Source organism: Oribacterium sp. FC2011 (assembly GCF_000701645.1).
In the GTDB taxonomy this organism is placed as follows: domain Bacteria; phylum Bacillota; class Clostridia; order Lachnospirales; family Lachnospiraceae; genus Oribacterium.
In genome coordinates, this window is the sequence record NZ_KL370810.1 from 26,336 (window position 1) to 52,404 (window position 26,069).

Genomic DNA, 26,069 nt, shown 5'->3' on the forward strand with positions numbered 1-26,069 from the left:
TGATAATCTCAAAAGATATGATATGATTAGGGACATATTTTTTGAAAAAAGAGAGGCTGTCAGAAAGTATTTATGAACGATGATGTAATAAAGAAAAAACAATTTATATTATGCTGCGGGGCATTTATCGCAAACGGAATGCTGGCACTTTCCACAGGATCGCTGCTTCCGTTTCTGAGGGAAAGCAATGGCCTTGACTATGCATTTTGTGGACTCATTGTAAGCCTTCATTCGGTGGGAAATCTGATATCCGGATTCTTCGCCGGGACACTTGCCGTGATGATCGGAAGGAAGAAAAGCATACTTCTGTTTGAGACATTCTTTCCGATATCCGTTCTGTTAATGCTTTCGGGAAACAGACCTCTTCTGGCCTTTGCATTTCTGGCTACGGGACTTGCGAGAGGTGCATGCAGTAATTACTGTAATGTGAAGATCAACTCTATAGCGCCCGGAATAGCCTGGGTTCTGAACTGCCTCCATGCCTGCTTTGCTGTGGGAGCCTTTGTATTTCCCCTTGTGCTGATGCTTTTCACCAAGGCAAACAATGGGTACTGGGTTTATGCCTGCTGGTTTCTTACGATAGTAGGAGTGATAGCCTGGATTTTATATTTTATCATCCCAGAGGATGATGATAAAAAAACAGACAGTGGTGAGACGGATGCAAAAGATAAGGTAAGAGAGACCTTAGGCTTTTTCAAAGAGCCGTTGTTTTACATATGCACCGCAACCTTGTTTTTCTATTTATGCGCAGAAACAGGAGTCATCGGCTGGATGATAACCTACTTCAAGGATACCGGACTTCTGAATCCAAATCTTTCTCAGGTAACCGCAAGCATACTCTGGATAATGATCCTGGCCGGAAGACTTACGGTGGCATGGCTCTCGACAAAGTTTAGGAAAGAAAACCTTCTTCCCGCAATGGGTATAGGCATAGTTGTTTTCTTCCTGGTCCTTATCATTTCCAAAACAACAGCACCGATCATTATCGGAATCATGGGCTTCGGATATTCCATGGCGGGGATTTATGCCACAACGGTTTCATTTGCAGGAGAAATCATAAAGAAGTACAGTCTGGCATGGAGCTTCATTCTGACCATCGCCAGCCTGGGATCCATCATAATGCCGGCGATCATAGGACTGATCGCAGAGAATTACGGAATAGCTTGGGGAATAAGCAGTATAGCGGTCGCGTTATTTATAGACATGGTTTGTATTATGAAGCTTGTAACCCATGTTAAAAAAACATCCCGCGGTTGATGCTCATATATTAAGTTTGCTATTTAAGAATCAGAGGTGAAACAGCCTCTGATTCTTTTTTATCTATCCGCCGGCGAGAACCGTCCCCGGTGGATAACTCCGGCGTTGAGATGGTCTTTTGGATATATTACAACGTCTTTATATACATTTGTCTAATATCACAATTGTAAGTGGTTTCATATTTTGAAGTATATTGCAAATTGACTAAGAAAGCGCTTTACTTTTTCTGCAAATGTCATTATAATCAAGATATATGTTTATTTAAAAAAAGGATATGAACGTTTAAAACCAAAAAGGTGTAACGAAGATTGTCCTACAAATCAGGGAGGTAGAAATGAAGAAGAGAATTTTATCAACACTTTTATGTGCAACTATGCTTGTTTCCATGACAGCCTGCGGATCAAAGTCCGCCGCTGATACCGGAAGCACTACAGCAGCACCTGCTGCAACCACACAGGCTGCAGGAGAGGCTAAGGCTGAGACAACCGCAGCACCTGCTGCTGAGCCTGCAGCTGACGCTATCGTTCTTACTTATGCAGAGGTTAACCCTCTTGACACTATCGTTGGTATGACAGGCCAGAAGTTCAAAGAGGAAGTTGAGAGCCGTTCAAACGGAAGCATCATCATCGACATTCAGGCAAGTGGTGTACTTGGTTCCGAGAATGAAGTACTTGATGGTATGCTTGGCGGTACAGGCACAGTTGATATTTCCAGAATTTCAGCATTTGCACTTACAAGTTACGGTGGAGAAAAGTCAAAGCTTCTTTCACTTCCTTATACATTCGTAAGCAGAGACCACTTCTGGAAGTTCGCAGAGTCAGATCTTGCAAGAGAGTTCCTTGATGAGCCTTCACAGAACGGAACAAACCTTATCGGTCTTTTCTATGGAGAAGAGGGCTTCCGTCATTTCTTCACAAAGGATCCTGTTTCATCAATCGATGATTTCAAGGGCAAGAAGATCCGTGTATCCAATGACCCTGTAATGGTTGGTCTTGTTTCAGGTCTTGGCGCTAATGCCACCGAGGTTTCCTTCACAGAGCTTTATTCAGCACTTCAGACAGGTGTATGTGACGGTGCTGAGCAGCCTATCGCAAACTACAAGTCAAACGCATTTGATGAAGTTGCTCCTAACCTTATCCTTGACGGACATACACTTGGTGCTATCCAGGTAGTTATCACTGAGGAAGCATGGAACAAGCTTACAGCAGATCAGCAGAACATCCTTATGGAGGCTGGTAAGGCTGCCGGCGAGTACAACAAGTCAATCTCAGAGCAGAAGGAGAATGAGGTTCTTGACGGACTCAGAGCAAGCGGTGTTAATGTTGTAGACGTTGATGATAAGACTCCATGGCAGGAGGCTACAAAGCAGGTTATCGCTGACAACACAAAGGGACAGGAAGATCTCTATCAGCAGATCCTTGATCTTGCCAAGTAATTAAAAACATTGCGGAGGCACAGTCGCATAACTGTGCCTCTTTTTTAAAAGTCTTAAGGAGGTAAATAATGGAAAACTTTTTCAGAACTGTAGATAAAGCTAAGCCTGTCTATGATGCTGTATATAAGTTCGTTCTTTTATTGTGCAAGATCCTGCTTATAGGAGATATATTACTTGTTAGTTTTGCGGTGCTGGCGCGATACCTTGAATTCATACCTCATCAGGCATGGGTTGAAGAGGTTGTACTTACACTGATGTCCTATATGGCAGTTCTTTCGGCATCTCTCGCCATCAGAAAGAAGGCACATATAAGAATGACGGCATTCGACAGATATCTGCCTGAAGGTCTGGTTATATTCCTGGATATCGTTGCCGATGTCTTTGTGCTTATTCTTGCAGTGATAATGATCGTTGTGGGCTGGCAGTACGCAACCACACTGGGAAGCAAGGGAACCTTCATAAGTATCACATGGCTTTCCAGAGCATGGTACTATTACCCGATTCCTGTTGCGGGAGTTGCGATGCTTATTTTTGAAATAGAGTCCATCTACGGACATGTCAGAAGATTATTCATTAAAGATGAGAAGAAGGAGGTACAGTAATGGTTATTAACAGCTCAGCTATCGCGGTTCTTCTCGGAACATTCGCAATAATGATCTTTCTGCGTTTCCATGTAGCATACGCAGTAGCATTATCATCCATAGCATGCCTGATGTATCAGGGACTTCCCCTTTCCACCATATCACAGCAGATGATCAAGGGTATCAGATCCTTCTCACTTATGGCGGTACCTTTCTTTATCACCATGGGTGTTCTCATGGGAACCGGCGGTATTTCCGAAAAGCTCATCGATCTTGCCGACGCCTGTGTTGGCTGGATGACCGGAGGTATGGCCATGGTTAATATCGTTGCCTCATACTTCTTCGGTGGAATTTCCGGATCCGCATCGGCAGATACAGCATCTCTCGGTAGTATCCTTATCCCCATGATGGTTGAGCAGGGTTATGATGATGATTTTTCAACCGCTGTAACCATCACATCTTCCTGCGAAGGACTCCTGGTTCCACCAAGCCACAACATGGTCATCTATGCCATGAGTGCAGGCGGAATCTCTGTAGGAAGCCTTTTCCTTGCAGGATACGTTCCGGGCGCACTGCTTGCGATTTCCCTTATGATAGGTTCATATATCATTTCAAAGAAAAGAAACTATCCAAAGGGTGCAAAGTTTTCTCTTCAGAATCTCGGAAAACAGCTGGTTAAATCCTTCTGGGCACTTGCTGCGGTTATCATCGTAGTAGTAGGTGTTGTAGGTGGATGGTTCACAGCAACCGAGTCTGCTGCTATCGCTGTAATCTACAGTCTCATAGTCAGTGTTTACATTTACAAAGGACTTAACTGGAAGGGTGTATGGGAATCACTTGAGAAGTGCGTAGATACTCTCGCAATAGTACTCATACTTATCTCTACCTCCAGCGTATTCGGATACTGCCTCACAACACTTCATGTTCCTGAGATTGCAGCCAATGCTGTTGTCGGAGTTACCGATAACCCTGTAGTTATCGCCCTTTTACTTAACCTGATACTTCTTATACTCGGATGTATCATGGATATGGCGCCTATCATCCTGATAGCTACTCCGATCCTTCTTCCTATTGCAAAGAGCATAGGCATCGATCCGGTACAGTTTGGAATCATGATGGTACTTAACTGCGGTATCGGACTTCTCACACCTCCTGTAGGTGCGGTACTTTTCATAGGTTCTGCAGTTGGTAAAGTAAAGATGGAGAGAGTTGTAAAGGCAACACTTCCATTCTATATCTGCATGATCATCGCCCTTTTGCTTATTACCTTTATTCCTGCAATTTCTCTGGGTGTTCCAAGAATGTTCGGATATGCAGGTTAATGCAGGATAAAATGACAAAAGTAGCATAAGTAAATAGCTTGAGATGTACGGGGACGTAAGGGATAATAGATATATCCTATACGTTCCCGTTTTGATACCGCAAAGATTCAGGTTGTTGGAGCCGGGAACGTTATCTGACCGGAATTAGTTTTTCGTATGATGATGTCATTTATCAGTATTTTGAAATGAATTCAAAATTTCTTGCGGCTCTATTTTGATAGGTAGTGGAGGATTTTTTATTGAAATATCAGTTTAAGATGGACATAAGTGCTTCCGAATTGTTCTATATAACAATGTCCAGAACCTACAGATCCCTGGCCGGGACAGTAAACATCGTTTTTACTGTTGCAATGTTTATACTTGCGTTTAAATTCCTGGGAACTGCCAATATGTTTTATAAAATTTTGATCATATTCGGCTGCTTACTGTTCCCCGTTATTCACCCACTTGCGATATACGGTCAGAGCATCAAACAGAAGGAAAGCATGCCTGAGGGTGTGGTTCTCGGTTTTGATGACAGCGGAATGCATGTTGAACAGGGAGACAAACATGAGGATATCCCATGGAGCAGAATTCCAAAGGTTATAAAACAGAAAAACATGGTGATAGTCATGTCGGACAAGCTGCATGGGTACATGTTGACGGATCGGGTTTTGGGGAATAAGAAGGAAGAGTTTTATAATTTTGCGTTGGGAAAAATCAACCGGGATTAATGAGGATTTAAAATGATTGACAGAGTGAAAGCGGAAAAGGCCTTTATGAGATAGATGAATTCCCGAAGAACGAAGCGGGGAAGATAATGTATGGGGAGCTGAAGAAGCTATTATAACCCTCTGAGTTCAGCCCCCGGAACATAATTTTTTACAATCTCAAGAAATCTTACCATGTCCTCATCTGATGGCGTGGTAAGATTTTTATTAGGTACAGTATCCCTTTCGGTGAACTGCTGGAGGTAGTAACGGGATGCACCTTTTATCATCTTGCCGATAGCTGTAAAGTCTTCGTCTGAATGCAGTTCATGTACAACTGTGGTTCTAAACTCATATGGGATATCGGAACTCATGATGATGGAGATGCTCTTAAGTATGCGTTCTGTATCAAGGCTGTCGATACCAACCGTTAACCCATATTTTGGCAAGGAATTCTTTATGTCCATTGCCACATAGTCCAAAAGTCCTTCTCGATACAGTTCCTGAAGTCTTTCCGGGTGATAGCCGTTGGTATCAAGCTTAACCTTGAATCCCATAGCTCTTATTTTTCTGATGAAATCGGCAATGTCAGTTCTCATGAGGGGCTCGCCTCCTGTTATGGCAACGCCATCCAGAAGTCCATGCCGTTTTTCCAGAAACCCAAAGAACTTTTCATCATCCATAAGGGGTGCAGCACTGCCATCCACCAGCTCAAAGTTGTGACAGTATGGGCACCTGAAATCGCATCCGCCCAAAAACACCGTACATGCTATATGTTCCGGGAAATCCAGAAGCGTCATTTTTTGAAGTCCGTGAATAAGCATCGTTTTTCCTCCCACATCCGAAGTGTTTTATATGTTCACATTCGATACTTACTATAGATGATAAGGTTATAGTTTGAGAAAAACAAGTAATCAATTTAAGGCTCAAAAGTTCATCACCCGGAAGGTTATGACTACTATGTAGCATTATGTTAAAAAATCAAATAACCACGATGTAAAATCTGTCAAATAAACACGATGTAAAATCTTAACTTTTTTTCGAATTTATGCTATAATTAAAAACTCTTGAACACTAAGTTTGGGGACATTCAGCACATTAAAATCATAGCCTTACATCCCCCGGAAGACAGAGGTGTCTGATTGCGCGTATCGCAGAGGATGTTGTAATCAGTTTGTACTTTAACGATAGGTATTACACAAAGGAGGCAAAAATGGAATATCCGATACTGGATCTGAAGGAAACGGGAAAAAGGATTAAAGATCTTCGGGAGGAATCGAAATTGTCAGTGGAAGATGTAACCAGATTCCTTGGCGATATTTCCGCACAGTCGGTTTACAAGTGGCAGAGGGGAGAAAGCCTTCCCACCATTGATAACCTTTATGCGCTAAGCAAGTTATTTAAAACACCAATTGATGATATATTGATAGGTAACAGAGAGAGGGACGAAGGTCCCTCTCTTTCCTTGTTTATTTGAGATTTTTTAAACCACAAGTTAAGTGACATGGCATACCCAAGGCTTTATACTGACTTTATATAAATACGTGTTTAATATGGGAAACAGTTTGATTATCGGAACAGATGCTCACTTTCTTAAAGAATTAATTCACCCGAATGGTCTCATAACCAAGGATATGGAAGAAAATAATTCGTAGAATAAAACATAATTCGGAAGTATATCGATATTACGTTGACATATTTCCGAATTATGTTTTATTATATAAAAAAGTACTATTAATGAGGAATTGTCTTATGAAATCATGTAAAGAAATGTCTTTAATATGGGGTATTTCGGAGCGACGTATCACTGAATTATGTAAAACTGGTAAAATACCGGGAGCTGTGAAGGATGGAAAACAGTGGCAAATCCCAAATGATGCGGAAAAGCCTGTTGACAGTCGTATAGTAACAGGAAAATACATTAAATCCGATAAGAATAAAGAAATGAAACCACTTCCTGTTGGGATTTCTGATTATATACGTGCGCAGTCAGAATACTATTATGTTGATAAAACGCTTCTGATAAAAGAGTTTCTTGATCGTAAAGCACTTGTTTCCCTATTCACCCGTCCACGACGTTTTGGAAAAACACTTAACATGGATATGCTCCGTGTTTTCTTTGAAATATCTGAAGATGATACCAGTAAGTATTTTTTGGACAAAGCCATTTGGAAGTGTGGAAATGAATATACAGTTCATCAGGGGAAATATCCGGTGATATTTCTGACTTTTAAAGATGTAAAATTTGATTCATGGGAAGCAACATTTTCCAAAATCGCAGAACTTCTCCAGGATGAATTTGGCAGACATTCTGAACTTAAAAACAGTGATGAGATCGAAAAGTACGAGAAAGATTATTATGAGAAGGTAGTAAACGGAAAAGCAAACGAAGTTGAACTGTCTGCGTCCCTTCAGAAGCTTTCTAAAATGCTTACTGAACATTATAAAAAAGCACCTATCATAATCATTGATGAGTATGACACACCGATACAGGAGGGTTATTCTAAATCGTTCTATGATGAGATTATCGGATTCATGAGAAACTTCTTTTCCGGTGCATTTAAAGATAATAGAAACCTATCCTATGGATTTTTGACAGGGATCCTGCGGATTGCTCAGGAGAGTATTTTTAGCGGACTCAATAATCTTACCGTAAACTCGGTAATGGATAGTGAGTATGATGGCTTCTTTGGGTTTACAGAATCCGAAGTAAGGGAAATGCTTGTTTATTATGGTGCTTTGGGAAAAGAAAATGAATTGCGAGATTGGTATGACGGATACATTTTCGGCAACAAAGAGATATATAATCCATGGTCAGTGATCAATTACCTGTCAAAGGGATGCCTCCCTCAGGCCTATTGGGTTAATACAGGAAAGAATGAAATATTGGAAGATGTATTGAAGTCTGCTTCCGATGATACAACAGAAAGACTCAGATCCTTACTTATGGGAGAAAGAGTTATAGCCAGAATAGATCAGAATGTAGTATATAGATCACTTACAGAAGAACCTGCGAATATCTATAGCCTGCTTCTGGTTGCAGGATATCTTAAAACACCAAAAAAGGAACTCCAGGGGGACGGATCATGGCTGTGTGAGGTTGCTATACCTAACCGAGAGATAGCAGCTGTTTATAAGAGTGAAGTACTATCACATCTGGTTTATATCGGGGCAATGGGCAGGGCAACAGCTAATAAGATTGCGGAAAGCATTTATGCATTGGATGTCCGAAAGCTTCAGGATGGAATAGGTGAATATATGATGAAGAGTATCAGCTTTTATGATGCAGGCGCTGAGGGCTTTTATCATGGACTTGTTCTCGGGTTGGTAGCATTAATGGATAACCAGTACATGGTCAGATCTAACAGGGAATCTGGTGAAGGAAGATATGATATCAGCTTGATACCCAGAGAAAATAAGTATCCGGGGGTTATATTGGAGCTGAAATGGGGTAAAGATCTTGAAGATAATAAGCTGGAGTTGTTATCTAAAGAAGCATTGAATCAAATAAATGATAAAAGCTATAGCATTGAGATGATTGATAACGGAGTAAAAAACATCATCAAAATGGGGATAGCATTTTCCGGAAAAAAAGTAAAGATTTGCACAGAATGAATTAAGTGGGGTGGCTGCGTATATCGTTAGCCACCCCTACTTAATTCATTGTTATAATTTCTGTATCTATAGCACAGATAATGAAAAAACAGGATATCTAAAAAATGAAATGTAGATAATATTTTAAACTTATGGTTAAATGACAAGGTTTCCCAAGGGTCTTATACTTGCTGTATAACATTTGATCGAGTAAGTGAAAGGAAATCATAAAATGGGTAGAGAAGATAATATACGAGTCTTTGAAGACACAGAAAAACTATGCAAAACAAACGAGAAGCTGAAGGCATCAGTTAAAAATGCAACTGCCGGGCAGAAATTGATCAGAGAAACGGATAACATTCCTGAACAGAACAGAAATCTGTATGAGGAACCGGCGAAAGTTACAGTTTCAAAGAAACGTTCTTTTGAAGCCGCAAAAGGATATAAAGGGCTCAAAACTGTCGTACATAACTTTGCTTCGGCCACAACTCCGGGAGGAGGTGTAGTCAATGGAGCGAGAGCACAGGAAGAATGTCTATGCAGATGCTCAGGATTATATTTCAGTATCAACACACCTGAGATGTGGGAAGGCTTTTACAAGCCTCACAGGGACGCACATGATCCAATCCATAATGATGATATTATCTACACTCCGGATGTTACTGTATTCAAGACGGATACTTCCAACCCGGTACTGATGCCGGAAAAAGACTGGTATAACGTTGATGTCATAACTTGTGCAGCACCGAAGTTGCAGGGGAACGGCGGCAACAACCCACATCGGGCAGTCATGAAGGATAAGGACCTTCTTGCATTGCATGAAAAGAGACTGAGACGAATCCTTGAAGCTGCATTATCGGAAGGAGCAGAGGCTATCGTGCTGGGGGCCTTTGGATGTGGAGCATTTTGCAATAGTCCGGAAGTGGTTGCACGGGCAAACAAAAATGTGCTGGAGGATTATCTTCATGCCTTTAAACACATAGAATACGCAGTGTACAGTAATCAAAAAGATGAAACAAATTACAGAACCTTTGAAAGAGTTTTGAGACCTTTGTGTAAATAAGGAGATAACCGGTTGGAATTCCAATCGGTTATACGTGAGGAAGAGTATGAGATACTTTTATGTTGATTATGAAAATGTTCAAAGCACGGGCCTTGAAGGATTAGCAATCAATCCACATTTAGCTAAAAAAGATTTGTTCATCGCTAAATTCCTATGATCTGAAAGTGCATATATAAGTAGATAGTAATCAAATTATATTTTCAGATCAAAAGGAGAAATAAGGATGAAAAACAATAATAAAAGTATATTTGCTGCCCTGGTTTTAGCTATGTTGAGTATGGTGCTAGTATTTTCATTTAATGTAACACATGCGGATGCTGCGATTTTGAGCACTGACTTTATATATAACGGTCATATCGGTACGCCTAAAATTATAGGTGAAGAAGTGTCATCTGTAGATATCGAGGGTGAGCCTATAAGTTCTATTCTGAAAAGAACTTATGTGAGTACATCGAATGATGTTCTTGACGGTTATGTGTACAAAGCTTTCGACATGATTGAGCGTAACAGGTTCAACAGTGGTAAGCTGCTCATCTTATATACCGGCACTATGGAAGATTGCGAAAACTTTGTAAATTATTACAACTACTATTATGGCTTTGTCTATGAACTGATGGCCATGAATATTAGGTCTACCGAAGGATATAACCTGGTTGCAACAAAGATTAAAGATTCTACACCTTCAGATATCGAAAGATACAAAAGCTGTGTATTGCAGGTAAAAGCACTGGCTGAAGCCCTGAAGGGAGGAAGTGAGATGGATACAGCCCTTAATATCGCAAATTGGGTGAATGACAATGTTGAGTACGAGAAAGCTTATTGTGATTTGGATTTAGACCTGATGTTAAAGTGTTATTACGATGCGGTCAATACTCGTAAGACTATTTGTAAAGGGCAGGCAATGCTTATAAATGAACTGGCCTGTATGGACGGTATCACATCAAGAGTTTCTATTGGAACTGCTAATGGGGGACCTCACGCCTGGGCAACATTCTTTATAGGAGGAATACCATACAATATAGATGTAACATCAAGTCAGGTTTTGTTTATGCCGCAGCGTTATACAACCTTTGAGCTTGAATTCTATATTTAAAAACTTGTAATAGTATGCTGTCTTTTTAGCCGAAGAGAAGCTTTATGAGTTAAGGAAACAGAAATTAATCAGTATCCGAAAAAAAGAAAGGATATAAGCATATGAATTTGTCAATTATTATACTGGTATTTAGTTTTATCGCCGGAATATGCATTACTATGAGAAACAAGCCATCCATTGAAGTCGAAGAGGTTAATATAGAAAAAGATGTGTTTCAAATGGGCAGAGACAGGGGAGGAATGTATCCGGACTCCTATGTGTTCCGAAACGAAGAAGATAAACCCCTCAGAGTAGTTATAAAGGAGAATGTAGTAATTCCGTATATTAGAAACTATAAAATGAGCATAGTGGGCTTTCCGGTGCGGCGTCGGGTCCTTATCATTTCCCAGAGGGATTATGACAGAATGAGAGTGATCCCATACAATCCTTCAGACGGTAAAGTAACAGAAGAGAGTAAATACTATATAAACCTGAATAAAGACCGGTTTGAATTCAGATATCTTGAAGACATAAAAAGAGAAGTCTTAATGTATCTTGAAAAGGGGGATTGTGATGTGCCTGTAAATATAAAGATAGAAAATGTGGCTAAGCCGTACATGAAAATAAAGAATGTCGCTTTTGATAAAGAAAAAGACGGGAAACCGGTACCGTATGTATGTCTTTTTATAAGAAAAAATGATATCAGTAGACTGAATATAGTAGATGGAGGGAGGTGAGAAAAGCCACGATCATCTAACTATCAGATAGTAGGTTAACCGTGGCTTTTGGGAGTCAGATTATTTATAAAAACATTCTTCGGCAAGCGTAACATAGGCTCTTAATGCCCATTCAATGACCTCCAGTGTATATGAATCATCAGAAGCATGGTTTGAGCTGTTTCTTTGATTCTTTAATGTCATGTGTAGACACATGAATTTTTCAAGCTGAGGTTTAATATCCCTACGCACAGGAGATATACGCAGCTTGACAGAGTCTTTGTGTGAAGGATCCTCTTTTGTTTCAAAATATAGATAGTTATTAGGATTAGAACCACACAGTGAAGTATCAAGCGAATTAATATATATCTTCATGTTTTGAGGGTTATTAATATTATTTCTCATTTGTCTCTGGAGCAAATCAAAACTTGATTTCAAGTCAAGGTATATTTTTTCGTTTCGACCGGTTTCTTTGTTTAGCTTTGTGTTGATAACATAACAGCTTGTTGCCCAACGTTCAAATAAACAGTTGACAATGGTACCCCAGGGAAGTTTATTATTGTTCAGGATTCTTTCCAGCTCTAAATCTGGCTTATTGGAATTAATTATTTTGCATTTAAACCTCTTTAAGTCAAAATCGGATACCGGAGTTCGTAAAGAAGGATTATATCCGGAATTATTCTGTATATTGATTATCTTTTTGTCGTTGATCAATTCTTCCGGCATTCTACTTTCAATGAGTGTGAGAGCCTGCTGATAAAAGCCTTTTGAAATACACCATCTTATCTCATCCAGTACACTTGCTTTGGATTCCCCGGGGTTCAGAAGACCTTTGTAATTGGTTTCAACATCATTCCAGAAAATAGATAAAAAACTGCTTGTTTTACTCATGGAACTGTTGAATGTTCTAAGATTTTTTAAACCGTTTTCAAATGAAGTTATGTCACAAAGCTGAATACCGGAAGCGATCTTTTTAAATATTTCGATTGCTTCCAATTCGGACTTGGTATTCTCTATATTATCTTCATTGGTATGTGATAGTTTTTTTTCATTCTTATAAAAACGTTCAAGAGAATCTGTTCTTCCATAAGCCATAAATTCGTTCATTCCTGAAACAAAATCCATGATCCTAAATGTGTTTCCGGCATTTTCAACGTATGAAGTATTGTTTTTGTCGATTCTGACATTAAAAACATTGTCTGACAGTATTCCTATTCCTTCCAGGTGTAATAAAGATAAGATGCTGCTGACAAGTTGTTGTGTGGTTCTGGGACCGCCATGTATATCAACATATACCTTTGCCTTACTGTGTTCTCGTAATTTCGTCAGAACTTCATGGATGGTTTCTGCAATATGACTGGTTTCGAGCGAAGAACAATCGTGAATGCTGAATTTGGTACTCCTTTCACTGTTTCTTTTATTTACGCAATATACAAAGTAATCTAACGGAGAAATACGTGTTGGTTCTTCTCTGTCAGACATGATAACGGTGTTTGTTTTATTATCTTTTGTGACAACTCTTATGTTTTCAACAGTTTCTTCCGTCTCTTTTGTTGAAAGAATTATGATTTCATCAATATGCTCGCCTTTTTTTGAAAGGTGCTTAGTCAAAAGGTCAACAACCGGTTCCATTTGATAGAAGTATGATCCTGAATAATTGGTTCCGGCATATGTTCCTTCATACGTGAATTCTTTCATCTGACTGTTATATGGAAATGTACTGAGGGCGAGAAGTAAAACATTCTTTACCTCAATATCAGTTGAATCATCAAGGCTTTTGGGAACATAGTCTTTTATATCTACGGTTCCGGGATCATCTTCAGGAAGTGATGTTTCCTGAGATGGAGAATTTGCTGCAGGAACAAAAGAAACACTTTTTTTGTAAAAAGGTACGCAGGAAGAATCGAGTATACCATCCATCTGATCTTTTCTGTAATATTGCCCTATGATGCGGTCAATAAGATCACTGACAAAATCAAAACCTTTAAGATCTGCTTTATCATAAACAGTTTCTATATAATCATGGATTTCCTGTTCAAATGCTTTATCCATCGTCAAATCATGACTGAGTAAAATCTCAGTAGTTTCTTTTTCGACTTCGGAGATATTTAAAGTATTTTTTGAATAGATTTTATATCTGAATATGCGATAGAAAAGATCATCATGCCCTTTGAATCGGTTTTCGATAATGGTATCTGATGCCATCATAACAGGAACAACATGAGAATGTTCTCTAAATAAATCGGCGATAGTTTTCCAAGTGTTTTCCTCGGATTCTGTCATGGGAGAATCTTCGCATTCCTGTATGAACAGAACACTGTTACTTTTTAGTTTATTGAATATATCCGGGTGCTTGTCCAAAAGTTCCCTTTCGCTGACAACCAAGCCGGTAAATGATGAAGATACAACATTTCTAAGAATTTTTAAAAAATCATGAATAAAAGAGCCTTTTATATATTTATCTGTTTGCACCATAAATCCAAAGTGTACAGGATTGCCCTCATGGTTTGATATCAAACAGAATTTTACATAAGCTGATATATTTTTCAGGGATGCTTCCTTTAAATGATACTCATTTAGAGTTTTGCATACATAATCGTGAATAAATGCTTCATCCATTACAATTTCTCCTTACATAATAGTTACATAACCTTTATCTTAACACATTCCATTGACTTTGTGCATAATTACTATAAAATTAAATGGGGCAATATGACAATTGTATAAATGGTTCAAGCACATAAGGTAAACACTCATATTTTTTATTAAGAATGCGTCAAAATAACTATGAAGATATTTAATATAAGATACATAAAATTACATTTTAATCTAAACATTACCGTGTCATCTGAATGGCCGGAAAACAAAGTTTCTGCATTGCGTGGTGGCATGGGTGAGATGCTTTTAAGGATGCATTGTGTAAGAAGCAGAGAATGTGAGAACTGTGATTTCAATCCTGATTGTTTAGTAAGGCAGATGATGTATTCTCAGATGAAGATACAGCCCACTTTTATGACAGAAGGGGATAGTGCTGGATACGTTATAGAATGTGAGGACTATTCAGATTATTTCGAATCCGGAGACGAACTCATGTTTAATCTGTTGTTATTTGGAAGAAATATTGCATTTTTTGGTTTATATCTTCAGGCGTTTCAATATCTTGGCATGTCCGGAATCGGTAAGGATAAATCAAAATTTATTGTTTCCGAGGTCACCAATTCCAAGGGTAAGATAATTTTCGATGGAACTATGGTACACATGAACGCACTTGAAACGATGTCAATCCGGGAGTATGTAGATTATAGATGTAAAAAGATCAACGGAACCGCAAGACTCATGTTCCATACTCCATTGACTTTGAAATATAACTCGGAATTCTTAAAAAAGTTCGATATAGAAGCTATAATGCGTGCAATTGAAAGACGAGTTTATATTCTGAATTGTTTTGAGGGGAATGATACCGGAAGAATCGATCTGAACGGGCATATCCCCTTACTGACTGATTCAGACGTTAAACAAAGCAGTGTTTCCAGGTATTCCTCAACACATCAAAAGGTGATGACTTTTAGAGGAATAAAGGGATATGCAGACATAGAAGAAATAGATCAGTATGCGAAAGAGCTTCTTGCTGCGGGAGAACTGATACATATAGGGAAGAATACGAGCTTTGGATTTGGCAAATATACAATTATGAGTGGTGGTGAATAATGTATTTAAAACATAGACGACATTTATGACAACAAAAACAAATCTTGTGCAAAAATAATAATTTTTTTGACATCGCTAAATATCTGTGATTTCAGATGGATATAAGGATATAAGGATATAAGGAAACATCAAAACAATTTTTAAAAGGAGAAAAATTATGATCGTTAATTTATCAAACCATCCATCAGATGTCTGGGATGAAAGTCAAAAAGAAGCAGCACACATATATGGTGAAATCAAAGATATCCCATTTCCGATGATATCAGCACAGAGTACTGAAACAGAGATAAAAAGACTTGCTGAAGACTATGCTGAAGAAGTGAAAAAATATAAACCGGAAGCGGCTATGGTTCAGGGTGAATTTACGCTTACGTATAGTTTGGTTAATAAATTGAAAGAGTTGGGTATTAACTGTATTTCAGCCTGTTCGGAAAGGATGACAACAACCGAAATCTTAGAGGACGGCAGCTGCAAAAAATCCTCTGTATTCAAGTTCGTGAAGTTCCGGAAATATTAATACAAGTGATTAAAAACAAATAACGAAAGGTAGGAATTAATAATGAAAAAGTTTTTTACATGTGTCCCATTACAGCCTGCGGAGAAGTTTTCTGCATATGATTATTCACCTGCGGAGAATGAAAGACTGACATACAATAAGAAAACACATTTTCCGATCATTAATGTGATAAACGGATACGCAGAGGAAGGAGATGAGATCCGTGTTATCGCGATCCTGACAGATAACGAAGATTGTAGAAGGAATTTCAAAGTACTGGAAGATGAAATCAGGGAGATATGTAAAGATAAGAATATCACATGCCCAAAAGGTGTTGAGACGATAACAGTTCCGGTTGATGATTCCGTGAGAACCGAACTTGAAAATTTCCAGAAGGTCACAGACTATGTTTCAGATGATGATGCCCTTCATGCATGCATGACATACGGAACAAAAACATTGTCTTTGATCCTTATGATGGCAATCCAGTATGCATATCGTGTAATGAAGAATATTTCTATTGACTGCATCGTATACGGGCAGATCAATCGTGAAAACAGAGACCATGAGGCAGCCAGGATTTTTGATATGACTGCGCTTGTCAAGGTCAATGAATTGATCAATATTCTTGCTCCGAAGAAGATCAAGAATGCAAAGGATATCATACAGGCTTCACTGAATGTCTGATGGGAGGGCCTGTGATATGTCAGTGAATAATAAAATAAATAATAAAATATTAAATGAGCTTGGAAGACAATGGGGCAAACGGGATATAAAAAACGAAACAATGTGCAGAGAATTGCAAAACAAGATTTTTGTCGCTATTTATAACTGCTATAGTAATAATAAATATCTTGATGCATTGTCAACATTTTTTGAACGATATTGGGAAAAATATGATCCATCAAAAAAGCAATTAGGGGACTATGTAGATAAATATCTGGAATATAGTAGCAAATATGATTATAAAAAAGATTGGGATGGACATAGAATATTAGATGACACAGATGGGTACACAGCAGAAGGCGTTCAAAAAAAAGTATATAAATTTGCCGCTTCTAATCTTCTTAGTGCACCTGTTAAAGATAAATTTGGTGAAGATCAGAATGAAGAAGAATTGGATTTTGTACGTGATAAGGTTGATCAATACGGTGATTATATAAGAAAAGATGGTATAGACAATACTTTGCTTCATGCTGTCACGATTATGCTGAGTCTCGAAGATTATTTGTCAGGGAAAAGCAAGAATGAAAAAAGTATGATGTACAAAAGGATGTTTCATACGGAAGCGGTATCTATACTTTGTCATGAAGGTGTTATTGATGAAGAATATCAACATGAAAGAGAATTGATCGACTCCTTGAAGCATGAATTTCTGGATTATTATACTTTGGATAAATGCAGGGAGATAGCTGCTATATTACGTTCGCCATTAAAGAAATTGTGTGATATTTCCGATGAAGATCCGGAAGATGTATCTGAGGCTAAACTGCCGCTTAAGCAGGGTGTAATAAAAACATATTTAAAAAAATATGAGGGAATGGATGTATCAGACGGAGCCATATCTCAACAAAGGGCAAAGTTTTATGAATTCTATAAAGAGAATATAGAATATGAAAGATATGAAGAAATGTTTTCATTTAATGATTGTAAAACCAAATTAAATTGATTTGAATGATGAAAACAGTACGGTCCACAGACTGTACTGTCACGAATGAGGAGGACAAATGGCATCCAAATATCTGGTTATACTTGAGGTATCACAAAAACAGGCATATATATTTTCGAGTAATAAGCTTAGAAAGAATATCGAAGCTTCAGCTGTTATAGCACATGTAACTTCACCTGAGTTTTTTAAGGAAGTTGCGAAGAATGATTATGCTGACAAAAACCTTGTGTACTCGGGCGGAGGACACACTGTTCTTATTTTTGAAAATGAAGAATCTGCAAAGGAATTCATTTCAATAGTTACTAAGGCAGCTATGGAACGATATCCCGGACTTGAATTATTTGGCACTTATCTTGATGCGGATGGTGAACCAAAGGACAAGCTTCTTGAATTGAGCCAAAAACTGGAAAAGAAAAAATCCATCAGATCTGCTTCATTTCATCAGGGAAGCTTCGGCATAGAAAAAATTAATACAGAGAACAATTCAGTTGAACCTATTACAGTTAATGGCAAGAATATTGATATTTCTATTCCTGAAGAAGAAATAATTGATAAAGAACTTTCTCCTAAAGGTTTTAGAAGAGCTTTCGAATTTGAAAGGTTAACTGTAAAGGACGGAGATAACAGCTTTATTGCAGTAGTTCACATTGATGGAAATTCCATGGGTAAAAGAACTATTCAAATAATGGAAAAAATCGGTTCTGACTGGGCATCTGCAAAAGATAAACTGGACAAATTCAGTACATCCATAGATACAGATTTCAAAAATTCCTTTAAAGAAATGTGTGAAGAAATTGCGGAGCATATCAGTCCTGAAGGGAAGCTGGGAAAACTTCAGCTCCAAGAGGTAGAGGATAAAGGTATGTTTTATTTTCCGGTAAAACGTATCATTACTGCGGGAGATGACATTTGCTTTGTTACTGAAGGACATTTGGGTCTTGAATGTGCAAGGATTTTTATAGAGAAACTGTCCACAAAGAAAAATAGTGTGGATGGTGAAGGATATTCGGCATGTGCCGGTGTTGCTATAGTCCATAAAAAATATCCTTTCTATAAAGCATACGAGCTTTCGGAATTACTATGCAGTAATGCGAAAAAGTACATATCAACTGTTGCGGGACCGGATGCGGCTGCAGGAAACTCGGCAATTGACTGGCATATAGAATACGGTGAACTTTCTGACACCCTAGATGAAGTAAGACATGACTATTTATGCGATGACGGAAGCCGTATGGAATTACGTCCATATATTGTTTGCGGTGATGATAGTGTGATAAAAGAAGATCCGTCCAGAGATTATAAGTATTTCAAGAAGACCATATGCAGTATTCAGGATGGTAATATCGGATATGCAAGCGGAAAGATTAAAGGTCTTAGAAATGCGATTAAACAGGGCGAAAAGTCTACCTATACATATCTGAAAAAGAATTTGATGAATGAGCTTGCCCTGGATGCATATCAGGGTACTTATACAAAGCCTGAAATCAAAGGTATAGGAATCGGGGAAGGTCTGGAGCGCAAGGTGGTAATTGAGACAGCTGACGGAGTTAAAAGATCAATACTCTTTGATGCAATAGAAATGATCGATACATTCATTCCGATCAATCCATTGGAGGCATGATATGAGAATAAAAATGAATATTATATCAGATACGATCATTGGAAGTGGACAGTCAGTGCCGGGTGCTGAAGATATCACTATCCTGGTTGACAGGGAGGGATTTCCATATTATAAGGGTGGATCTCTCAAGGGTATATTCAGGGAAGAATACTCAAATCTTTTATACTGGAATGATTGCTCAGAGGATGAAGTAAAAAAAGAACTTTTTAATCTTTTAGGCAGCAATGGTTTTAGTTCTGATGCAGATGAGACAAAGCTTCGATTTACAAATTTTGAATTGTCAGAAGCTGTAAAAAATGTGATAAGAAAAGAAGGACTATCTGCCAATGAGGTCAATGAAGCTTTTACCACTGTAAGAACATTTACTGCCATAGACAATGATAACGGTATGGTTAAGGAAGGAAGCTTAAGACAGGCCAGATGTTTAAAAAAGGGTATCACTCTATATGGAAATATCACCTGCAGCAAGGAACAGGAAGAAACTGTTAAAGAGGTCCTTTCTTTAATTAAATGGATCGGAAGTATGCGGAACAGAGGCTTTGGACGTGTTGGATTTGAAATAGTCCGGGAGGCATCCAGATGAAATATTTACGAATACAATTAAAAAATATCGAACCACTTCGCATATCGGATGATAGTGTAAGTCAGAGTGGACAGACAGAAACACTTACATTTATTCCCGGTTCTTCCATGAGGGGTGCATTAATTGCGGAAATAATAAAGAATGAGAAAATGAAAGGAGCTGAGGAGCTTCAGAAAAGTATAGATGAAATACTCTCCGATAAAGTGAGCTTTATAAATGCTTACCCAAGTTCGTACTCTTCTGATGGAATTAAGGAGCTCATCCCTTCTGTTAAAGGTTTTTACGAAGATAAGCAGGAAGTAAAAGGGAAAAAGCCAATCGAAAATGTACTTAAAACCGGAGAAGTGGAGGAAGGGAAAAAAAGAGCAGGTCTGGGAAGATATTGCTATCCTGATGGTGATACCATAAAGTATTTGTCCAATTTCAATCTGGAAGCTGATCTGAAAATAAACATAGGACGCGAGGCAGGAATAAAGAAAAACGTTTTCAGAATTCAGTATATTCCTTCAGGAAGGATATTTACCGGATATATAAAGGTTGAAGATGAAGTGCTCTTTGATAAGATCAAAGATACTCTTAGCAGGATAAAGGAGCATGATTCATTATATCTTGGAAATGGTAAGTGGAGCGGTTTAGGCCATACAGAAATAATAGATATTAAAGAGTGTGACTCAACAGACGCAGAAACATTTGCAGAATCCGGAAATCTGAAAGCACCTCAATATATGATGCTTCTTTCTCATGGAACCATGCTTAACCAATATGGTGAGAATGTAGGTATCGATATTTCATCTCTTGAGACAGCTTTGGGAATAAAAAACCTGAAGATAGCCCTTGCATCCTCATCGGTTGTAGATGTTCGTGGTTTTAACAGAACATGGAAAACTCATGTACCATCAGTAAAGATGTATGAAATGGGATCAATGTTTAAACTTGAGTTTGATGGTGAGATACAGAAAGACAGAGTCAAAAAACTTTACGATGACGGAATAGGAATCAGAAAAAATGAAGGATTCGGTCGGGTTATCTTTGTTAAAAATTATGATGACATCAAATTCAAGGAAGCGTTCAGAATTGAAGAGAGAAATACAGGTATAGAACATAGTAAAGATACTGAGCTTACTGCTGATGACAGAAGTACTTTAAAGGTAGCTGCCAAAGGTATCCTCAGAAAGAAACTGAACAGTGCATTAATGGATTATATAAACAGTAATCCTTTGAATTTTGGCAAATTAAAAAGAAGCCAGATTGGAACAATCAGGTCCATAGCATCTCTTAACCAGTTCAATCCGGATGAAGCGGTTAAACAGTTAAAAGACTATATGGAACATAGTGAAAAGAAAGCCGATGACATGAAAGTCTTTTCAGGTACAAAAGATGTTAAGTCATTGAATAAACAAATAAGAACTGTGATCAATAATGATGTTCCGGAAATACTGTTTGGCACAAAAGGACAGGAAACAATTCTCGGTATACCCGTTAAGGATATTTATGATGAAACGGAATGGAAGCAGTTCAGGATCCAAATGTTGCTTGAGATGATAGATCATAGTAACAGGAAGGAGAAATACAATGGATAAAGCCCTTTACACAATGATTGAGCAATTTATCATCAAAGCGCATTGTGCTGAACCTATGCATATAGGAAGTGGTGATAAAGATAAAGGATATATACTTTTAGACGAGGAAAGCAATCAGCCATTTATTCCTGCAACAGGATTAGCCGGGGTCTTCAGAAGTTGTTATGAAGAGAAATTCGGCCGCGAAGCTGCCTGTGAACTGTTCGGTACCATAGCCAATGCTGAGATGCCTGATAGTCTCATAAAGTTTTCTGATGGAAAATTCCTTACATCAGGCGGAACTGTCAAGGTTGAAATACGCCCGAGACTTGCACTGGATCCGGCAACCGGAACCGTTTCTTCAAGTAAAACAAAGGGCGAGGGAATTGCTTCAGGTCACAAATTTGAAATGCAGTATGTAGGTACGGGAGCTGAGCTTCAATTTGAGATAACTATTCGTTCAGTAAAATCATACGTTGATAATCTTTCAGAGTGCTTTTCTGAGATTAATAACGGAAGTATCCGGTTTGGAGGACAGAAGAGCAACGGCTGTGGTGTTATCTATATAGATAATGTTGAATATTCCCGGTATGACATGAAAGATAAGACAGCAAGATCTGCATGGGAAGTAGGAAAGTCTTACAATGAGAAGAAACTTGAAATAAAAGAAAAGAAATCTTCTATGGCTTATACCATACATCTTTCCGGAAAAACAGACGGGGAAATGCTTGTAAAAGCTATATCGTCCAGAATTTATGATTCAGACTCTCCCGATGCCGAAAATATAAGAAATGCTCTTGACGAATACATCGTTCCCGGAAGCTCTGTAAAGGGTGCTGTACGAAACAGGATGAATATGATCAGAAAGTATCTCGGGCTTCCTGAAGATGTGATCTATCATGCATTTGGTCGTGCAGAAGATAAAGGTATCTCCGGTTATGTTGGGAATATATCGTTCAGAGATATAGTTGTAGGTGATAAAAAATCAAACAGTAAATCACCTGTCAGAAATCGTATCCATATCGATAAGTTTTCCGGAGCAGTTATCAACGGAAATCTTTTTTCGGAAAAGAACGTTCATGGAAAGCTTAAAATAGAAATACAGATAAGTGATAATCGATACAGTGATGAAACATTTGCACTTCTTATTTTTGCATTAAGAGATCTGGCAGCGGAAACTTATTCACTTGGTAGTGGTTACAATATAGGAAAAGGATTTATAAAAACTGATGAGATTGAGGTTGAAACAGGAACCGGTCAAAAAATGTGTATATCATACGATGAGACAGGAAAAGCAGAGATGGATGATAGGGATAGCATAATCAAGAAAGCAATGGAATCTTTGAAATTATTGAAACAGGAGGTATGAAATGGGCGTTATCAGAGAAATCATAAATAAAGATGTTGCACTTTCTGAGGCTGATAACTTTCCATATGCAATCATCTATACTAATTCAGGAATAAGATTTGGTTTAACACCGGATGTTTGGGAAAATAATAAGTGTTCATTTAACGAGGCCAGATTCTTTAAGCCGGATGAAGAGCTGCATTTGTTTAATTATGGTGATGAGATGAGAGCAGTCAGAACAAAAGAAAATAATGCTGACTATATCGAAAAAAAGTATGCTCTGAAAGATGTGTTTGGAAACGGTACAATTACAGTGAGGGAATACCTGGATACTGACGATGATGGACAGACCTTTATTTCTGCAACATGTTTATCTGATGTGGAAGGATTAAATTGAAAGTGAGGTCTATTGATGAATATAAGATTAAATGACTTTTCTATGTTGGCAGGACTGAATTTGGAAACCAATGATTATGATCCGGATAAAGCCTCAGCAGCAAAAAAAGAACGCGATAAAAAAGAGGAAGAAAAGAATAAAAAAAATATTGATGATTTAATGAAGAAAGAAAGATCATCTCAAAGAGATAGAAAAGATAATAATAGAGGAAATAAAAGGGGTTCTGATTTCACTGCTTATGCTCCATATAATTTCATCCCCTTTCCTGAGATTATTTTAGATGGCGAAGAGATTTCGCACGATTCGGTGGCTTCTGAGCTTCTTTCAGGTGAAGTGTCATATAAAATTGAAGCTAAAACGCCTATTTTTATCGGCAATGGGAATAAACAGGAACATTTTTATAAAAATTCTTATGGAGAATACGCAATTCCCGGAAGTTCCATACGAGGTATGATTCGTAGTAATGCGCAAATACTTGGTATGTCAGACGTCGATGATGATATCGATAATTACAAGCTGATGTTTAGGGAAGTGGCAAATGGTGTTGATAAAAAATATTATAATGAAATATTAGGAACAAAACCTATTCCCATAGAGGGTCATAATATAAGCGTTCTTACTAATGTTGAAGCAGGTATTTTAAAAAATGAAGATGGTAATTATGTCATTTATCCTGTTGAAAAAGATTCATCGTTTAAAGATCTTGAAAAGATGAATTATTATCCGATTAGTGAAAAAACGATTATTTCAGCTATACAAGAATCAAAAAAAGACAATAAACCCTCAAAATTTGATTATTTTAAAAAAAATCCATATTTATTACAACATAAGATTAATAATATATTTTATGAATATCAAGAATATGAAATGGTAAATAATGAGCGCATAATTAAAAATCACTATGTTAGTATGCCTGATGAGAAATTATTTAACGAGGGTGTAGCAGAAATAAATAAATTGATAGAAACATTTAAAGAAAAGGATTTTAAATCATATAAAATAGAGTTAAACAGAATAAAGAAGATTTTTGAAAATAAGAAACATAAAATTAAAGACTATCTAAATGAAGTATACCATCCATTTTATAGACTTGTATCTTTTGAATCAAAAGGAAGACTGGTTACATCTGTTGGTAAGACTGGGGAATACAGTAGAAAAGGTTATCTTGTATCTTCCGGTGCTATGCAGGAAAAAAAGATAATGTATATCATTCCGATAGATCATGTTAAAACCGTAAAGATTTCAGTAAAAGATAAAGTGATCAGAGAGTTCGAGATAGATTTTAATCGTCGGAAGAATCAATTGATAGGATCATCAAAGAATCCCGACGCTCCGGATTATAAAGAAAAGAAGGCATACTATTCATTGCCGGAGTCTGGTATAGAACGTCCCGTTTTCTACATTCAATCTGGTGATGATGTAGAATATATTGGTTTTACTCCGAGGCTTAGAATATTTTATAATCATGAAATAAAAGACGGATTCCCAAAGAGCAAAAAAACCGGTAATAAAGATCTTTGCAAGATTTTATTTGGCTATACAGATACAGATAATAATAAAGCATATAAGTCAAGAGTTTCTTTTACGGATGCAACGATAATAAAAGATGCCGGAGAATGTCCGGAAGCCGGTGTTGTTTTAGGCGAACCTAAACCTAGTGCATATCTTAATTATGTTGAAAATGGAAAGACATACAACAATGATTTTAATCTTAGAGGTATCAAACAATATTGGCTATCAGATTGTTCAAAAAATTGGACTTTGAGAGAGAATCCAAACAAGTCGAACAATAATAATATTGGATCAACCATAAGGGCTCTTAACACAGGAAGTGTTTTTGAAGGAACTATTCGTTTTCACAATCTGACAGAGAATGAATTAGGATTGATATTATGGAGTATCAAATTAGAAAATAACTGCTGGATGAATATAGGAAAAGCAAAATCTTATGGTTTTGGGACAATACAAATTAAGGATATACAATTACGCTGTTTTGAAAAAACAAAAGGATATGATTTAAATGATTTTGATCTAAATCCTTTTGCGAATAAGGATGCTGATGATTATATCAATAAGTATAAAAAGTTCCTTAACGGCAAGCTCAAAACCACATGGGATAATAACCCAAGTATCAAGGCACTCCTTTCGATGAAAAATTCGACGAAGATTCCTTCAAATGAAAAAGTAAGCTATATGAGTTTGGAAGAATTCAGAAAACAAAAAAATAATAAAGCAACACTACCTAAAATTGATGATATTATTTCATGATAAAATGTAATTCGCTGATTTATTTTAAACTATAAATTCAGCAAGTGTATCATGCGCCGGTATAATTCTTAGGTGCATTATATCCTCTTTCGCAGGATATAATGCACCTCATGTTATTACCTTTATTCAGTATTAAAGGATTGTCTAGAGATTGATAACCATAAGCATTATGCTTGTAAATTAGTTATTGCTTAATAAAGAATACTAATATAAAATTTAATAAACAAACGTACTGATATCAGAGGATAGGTTTTGATTCCGAGGAAAGCTTCCGGCAAAATGGCCATTATGGAGGTGAATCAGAGTGTAGCTGATGATATAAGGTGAAGATTGAAGAGGTTCATCTTAATAGGAGGTGAGTCTTCATAGTGGATGGGTGCACTGACTTGGTTCAGGGTATCTGCAGAAACGATTGGAGATTTAGTGAAAGTAAGAAGACTGATCGGTTTTTCAGGGATGCGTACATAAGTGGTTAGGTGCTTTGGATGGGTTATTCGAGGTTTTATTAGTTGTGTAAAAACTTGAAAAAATCCGGTGTTTTCAGCCTGACACCAAATACAAGCATAAAAACGACCACATTGTAGAATATTTAACATAGATGTCTTAAATCAGCCTTACGGAGCCGCTCATAGAGCCAATTCCGGACACCAAGTGTAGAAAAGGCTGACGCCCGACCTAGGGCATTAACACG

Annotated in this window: 22 protein-coding genes; 20 read left to right on the plus strand and 2 right to left on the minus strand. The window is 37.7% G+C overall.

The features are described from left to right. Positions 1-72: 72 nt before the first annotated feature. The 5 genes from T357_RS0118520 to T357_RS0118540 all read left to right on the plus strand — a co-directional run bounded on the left by T357_RS0118520 (position 73) and on the right by T357_RS0118540 (position 5,308). Positions 73-1,257 carry an MFS transporter gene (locus T357_RS0118520; RefSeq protein WP_031555997.1) on the plus strand — a complete coding sequence of 395 codons (1,185 nt, stop codon included), beginning with the start codon at positions 73-75 and terminating at the stop codon, positions 1,255-1,257. Between the two features lie 334 nt (positions 1,258-1,591). Then, positions 1,592-2,692 (plus strand): TRAP transporter substrate-binding protein, encoded by a 1,101-nt coding sequence (locus tag T357_RS0118525; protein WP_031556001.1) that lies wholly within the window; start codon positions 1,592-1,594, stop codon positions 2,690-2,692. A gap of 68 nt (positions 2,693-2,760) precedes the next feature. Next, positions 2,761-3,294, plus strand: a complete 534-nt coding sequence (locus tag T357_RS0118530) for a TRAP transporter small permease (protein WP_031556004.1) — start codon at positions 2,761-2,763, stop codon at positions 3,292-3,294. Then, a complete protein-coding gene (locus T357_RS0118535) occupies positions 3,294-4,595 on the plus strand; it encodes a TRAP transporter large permease (RefSeq protein WP_031556007.1) in 1,302 nt (433 codons plus the stop codon). The genes T357_RS0118530 and T357_RS0118535 overlap by 1 nt, the downstream gene beginning before the upstream one ends. A gap of 239 nt (positions 4,596-4,834) precedes the next feature. After that, positions 4,835-5,308 carry a YcxB family protein gene (locus T357_RS0118540; RefSeq protein WP_031556009.1) on the plus strand — a complete coding sequence of 158 codons (474 nt, stop codon included), beginning with the start codon at positions 4,835-4,837 and terminating at the stop codon, positions 5,306-5,308. A 110-nt stretch (positions 5,309-5,418) separates the two neighbouring features. Here the strand turns inward: T357_RS0118540 and T357_RS0118545 are convergent, their stop codons facing one another. Next, on the minus strand, positions 5,419-6,108 hold the full coding sequence (locus T357_RS0118545) for an anaerobic ribonucleoside-triphosphate reductase activating protein (protein ID WP_031556012.1): 690 nt from the start codon (positions 6,106-6,108) through the stop codon (positions 5,419-5,421). A gap of 389 nt (positions 6,109-6,497) precedes the next feature. Between T357_RS0118545 and T357_RS0118550 the strand changes: the two genes are divergently transcribed. The 5 genes from T357_RS0118550 (at position 6,498) to T357_RS0118575 (ending at position 11,750) form a co-directional block, all read left to right on the plus strand. Continuing rightward, positions 6,498-6,761, plus strand: a complete 264-nt coding sequence (locus T357_RS0118550) for a helix-turn-helix domain-containing protein (protein ID WP_031556015.1) — start codon at positions 6,498-6,500, stop codon at positions 6,759-6,761. 275 nt (positions 6,762-7,036) lie between these two features. Further along, positions 7,037-8,899: an AAA family ATPase gene (locus T357_RS0118555; RefSeq protein WP_031556018.1), complete on the plus strand. Its 1,863-nt coding sequence runs from the start codon at positions 7,037-7,039 to the stop codon at positions 8,897-8,899. 211 nt (positions 8,900-9,110) lie between these two features. Then, positions 9,111-9,941, plus strand: coding sequence for a TIGR02452 family protein (locus tag T357_RS0118560; RefSeq protein WP_031556022.1), 831 nt, complete (start codon positions 9,111-9,113; stop codon positions 9,939-9,941). A gap of 223 nt (positions 9,942-10,164) precedes the next feature. Next, the gene (locus tag T357_RS0118570) at positions 10,165-11,034 is read left to right on the plus strand and encodes a transglutaminase-like domain-containing protein (RefSeq protein WP_031556025.1); all 870 of its coding nucleotides are present in this window, start codon (positions 10,165-10,167) and stop codon (positions 11,032-11,034) included. Between the two features lie 101 nt (positions 11,035-11,135). Continuing rightward, the gene (locus tag T357_RS0118575) at positions 11,136-11,750 is read left to right on the plus strand and encodes a hypothetical protein (RefSeq protein WP_155991576.1); all 615 of its coding nucleotides are present in this window, start codon (positions 11,136-11,138) and stop codon (positions 11,748-11,750) included. Between the two features lie 60 nt (positions 11,751-11,810). On the opposite strand, the gene T357_RS0118580 is transcribed toward T357_RS0118575, so the two are convergent. Beyond that, positions 11,811-14,348, minus strand: coding sequence for a TM1812 family CRISPR-associated protein (locus T357_RS0118580; RefSeq protein ID WP_031556032.1), 2,538 nt, complete (start codon positions 14,346-14,348; stop codon positions 11,811-11,813). 168 nt (positions 14,349-14,516) lie between these two features. Here T357_RS0118580 and cas6 point away from each other — a divergent pair, with 168 nt between their 5' ends. From cas6 to T357_RS0118630, 10 genes are all read left to right on the plus strand, one after another. Continuing rightward, positions 14,517-15,437, plus strand: a complete 921-nt coding sequence (gene cas6 / locus T357_RS0118585; RefSeq protein WP_031556036.1) for a CRISPR system precrRNA processing endoribonuclease RAMP protein Cas6 — start codon at positions 14,517-14,519, stop codon at positions 15,435-15,437. A 157-nt stretch (positions 15,438-15,594) separates the two neighbouring features. Beyond that, positions 15,595-15,954 (plus strand): hypothetical protein, encoded by a 360-nt coding sequence (locus T357_RS0118590; protein ID WP_031556040.1) that lies wholly within the window; start codon positions 15,595-15,597, stop codon positions 15,952-15,954. Positions 15,955-15,996: 42 nt separating this feature from the next. Next, entirely contained in the window at positions 15,997-16,620 is a 624-nt protein-coding gene (locus tag T357_RS0118595; protein WP_031556042.1) for a TM1812 family CRISPR-associated protein, read from the plus strand. A 16-nt stretch (positions 16,621-16,636) separates the two neighbouring features. After that, entirely contained in the window at positions 16,637-17,602 is a 966-nt protein-coding gene (locus tag T357_RS0118600; RefSeq protein WP_031556044.1) for a hypothetical protein, read from the plus strand. Positions 17,603-17,660: 58 nt separating this feature from the next. Beyond that, entirely contained in the window at positions 17,661-19,223 is a 1,563-nt protein-coding gene (locus T357_RS0118605) for a Cas10/Cmr2 second palm domain-containing protein (RefSeq protein WP_031556045.1), read from the plus strand. A 1-nt stretch (position 19,224) separates the two neighbouring features. Beyond that, complete coding sequence (locus tag T357_RS0118610; RefSeq protein WP_031556047.1) at positions 19,225-19,806, plus strand: RAMP superfamily CRISPR-associated protein; 582 nt, start codon at positions 19,225-19,227, stop codon at positions 19,804-19,806. Further along, complete coding sequence (locus tag T357_RS0118615) at positions 19,803-21,386, plus strand: RAMP superfamily CRISPR-associated protein (protein ID WP_031556049.1); 1,584 nt, start codon at positions 19,803-19,805, stop codon at positions 21,384-21,386. Before T357_RS0118610 ends, T357_RS0118615 begins: the two co-directional genes overlap by 4 nt. Further along, a complete protein-coding gene (locus T357_RS0118620) occupies positions 21,379-22,734 on the plus strand; it encodes an RAMP superfamily CRISPR-associated protein (protein WP_031556051.1) in 1,356 nt (451 codons plus the stop codon). Before T357_RS0118615 ends, T357_RS0118620 begins: the two co-directional genes overlap by 8 nt. 1 nt (position 22,735) lies before the next feature. Then, positions 22,736-23,110 (plus strand): hypothetical protein, encoded by a 375-nt coding sequence (locus T357_RS0118625; protein ID WP_031556054.1) that lies wholly within the window; start codon positions 22,736-22,738, stop codon positions 23,108-23,110. Positions 23,111-23,125: 15 nt separating this feature from the next. Continuing rightward, complete coding sequence (locus tag T357_RS0118630) at positions 23,126-25,378, plus strand: TIGR03986 family type III CRISPR-associated RAMP protein (RefSeq protein WP_031556057.1); 2,253 nt, start codon at positions 23,126-23,128, stop codon at positions 25,376-25,378. The last annotated feature ends 691 nt before the right edge of the window (positions 25,379-26,069 follow it).

Coding starts and splice junctions, on each gene's coding strand:
- T357_RS0118520 (WP_031555997.1), top strand. CDS start 73: ATGAACGATGATGTAATAAAGAAAAAACAATTTATATTATGCTGCGGG.
- T357_RS0118525 (WP_031556001.1), top strand. CDS start 1,592: ATGAAGAAGAGAATTTTATCAACACTTTTATGTGCAACTATGCTTGTT.
- T357_RS0118530 (WP_031556004.1), top strand. CDS start 2,761: ATGGAAAACTTTTTCAGAACTGTAGATAAAGCTAAGCCTGTCTATGAT.
- T357_RS0118535 (WP_031556007.1), top strand. CDS start 3,294: ATGGTTATTAACAGCTCAGCTATCGCGGTTCTTCTCGGAACATTCGCA.
- T357_RS0118545 (WP_031556012.1), bottom strand. CDS start 6,108: ATGCTTATTCACGGACTTCAAAAAATGACGCTTCTGGATTTCCCGGAA.
- T357_RS0118550 (WP_031556015.1), top strand. CDS start 6,498: ATGGAATATCCGATACTGGATCTGAAGGAAACGGGAAAAAGGATTAAA.
- T357_RS0118555 (WP_031556018.1), top strand. CDS start 7,037: ATGAAATCATGTAAAGAAATGTCTTTAATATGGGGTATTTCGGAGCGA.
- T357_RS0118560 (WP_031556022.1), top strand. CDS start 9,111: ATGGGTAGAGAAGATAATATACGAGTCTTTGAAGACACAGAAAAACTA.
- T357_RS0118570 (WP_031556025.1), top strand. CDS start 10,165: ATGAAAAACAATAATAAAAGTATATTTGCTGCCCTGGTTTTAGCTATG.
- T357_RS0118575 (WP_155991576.1), top strand. CDS start 11,136: ATGAATTTGTCAATTATTATACTGGTATTTAGTTTTATCGCCGGAATA.
- T357_RS0118580 (WP_031556032.1), bottom strand. CDS start 14,348: ATGGATGAAGCATTTATTCACGATTATGTATGCAAAACTCTAAATGAG.
- cas6 (WP_031556036.1), top strand. CDS start 14,517: ATGAAGATATTTAATATAAGATACATAAAATTACATTTTAATCTAAAC.
- T357_RS0118590 (WP_031556040.1), top strand. CDS start 15,595: ATGATCGTTAATTTATCAAACCATCCATCAGATGTCTGGGATGAAAGT.
- T357_RS0118595 (WP_031556042.1), top strand. CDS start 15,997: ATGAAAAAGTTTTTTACATGTGTCCCATTACAGCCTGCGGAGAAGTTT.
- T357_RS0118600 (WP_031556044.1), top strand. CDS start 16,637: ATGTCAGTGAATAATAAAATAAATAATAAAATATTAAATGAGCTTGGA.
- T357_RS0118605 (WP_031556045.1), top strand. CDS start 17,661: ATGGCATCCAAATATCTGGTTATACTTGAGGTATCACAAAAACAGGCA.
- T357_RS0118610 (WP_031556047.1), top strand. CDS start 19,225: ATGAGAATAAAAATGAATATTATATCAGATACGATCATTGGAAGTGGA.
- T357_RS0118615 (WP_031556049.1), top strand. CDS start 19,803: ATGAAATATTTACGAATACAATTAAAAAATATCGAACCACTTCGCATA.
- T357_RS0118620 (WP_031556051.1), top strand. CDS start 21,379: ATGGATAAAGCCCTTTACACAATGATTGAGCAATTTATCATCAAAGCG.
- T357_RS0118625 (WP_031556054.1), top strand. CDS start 22,736: ATGGGCGTTATCAGAGAAATCATAAATAAAGATGTTGCACTTTCTGAG.
- T357_RS0118630 (WP_031556057.1), top strand. CDS start 23,126: ATGAATATAAGATTAAATGACTTTTCTATGTTGGCAGGACTGAATTTG.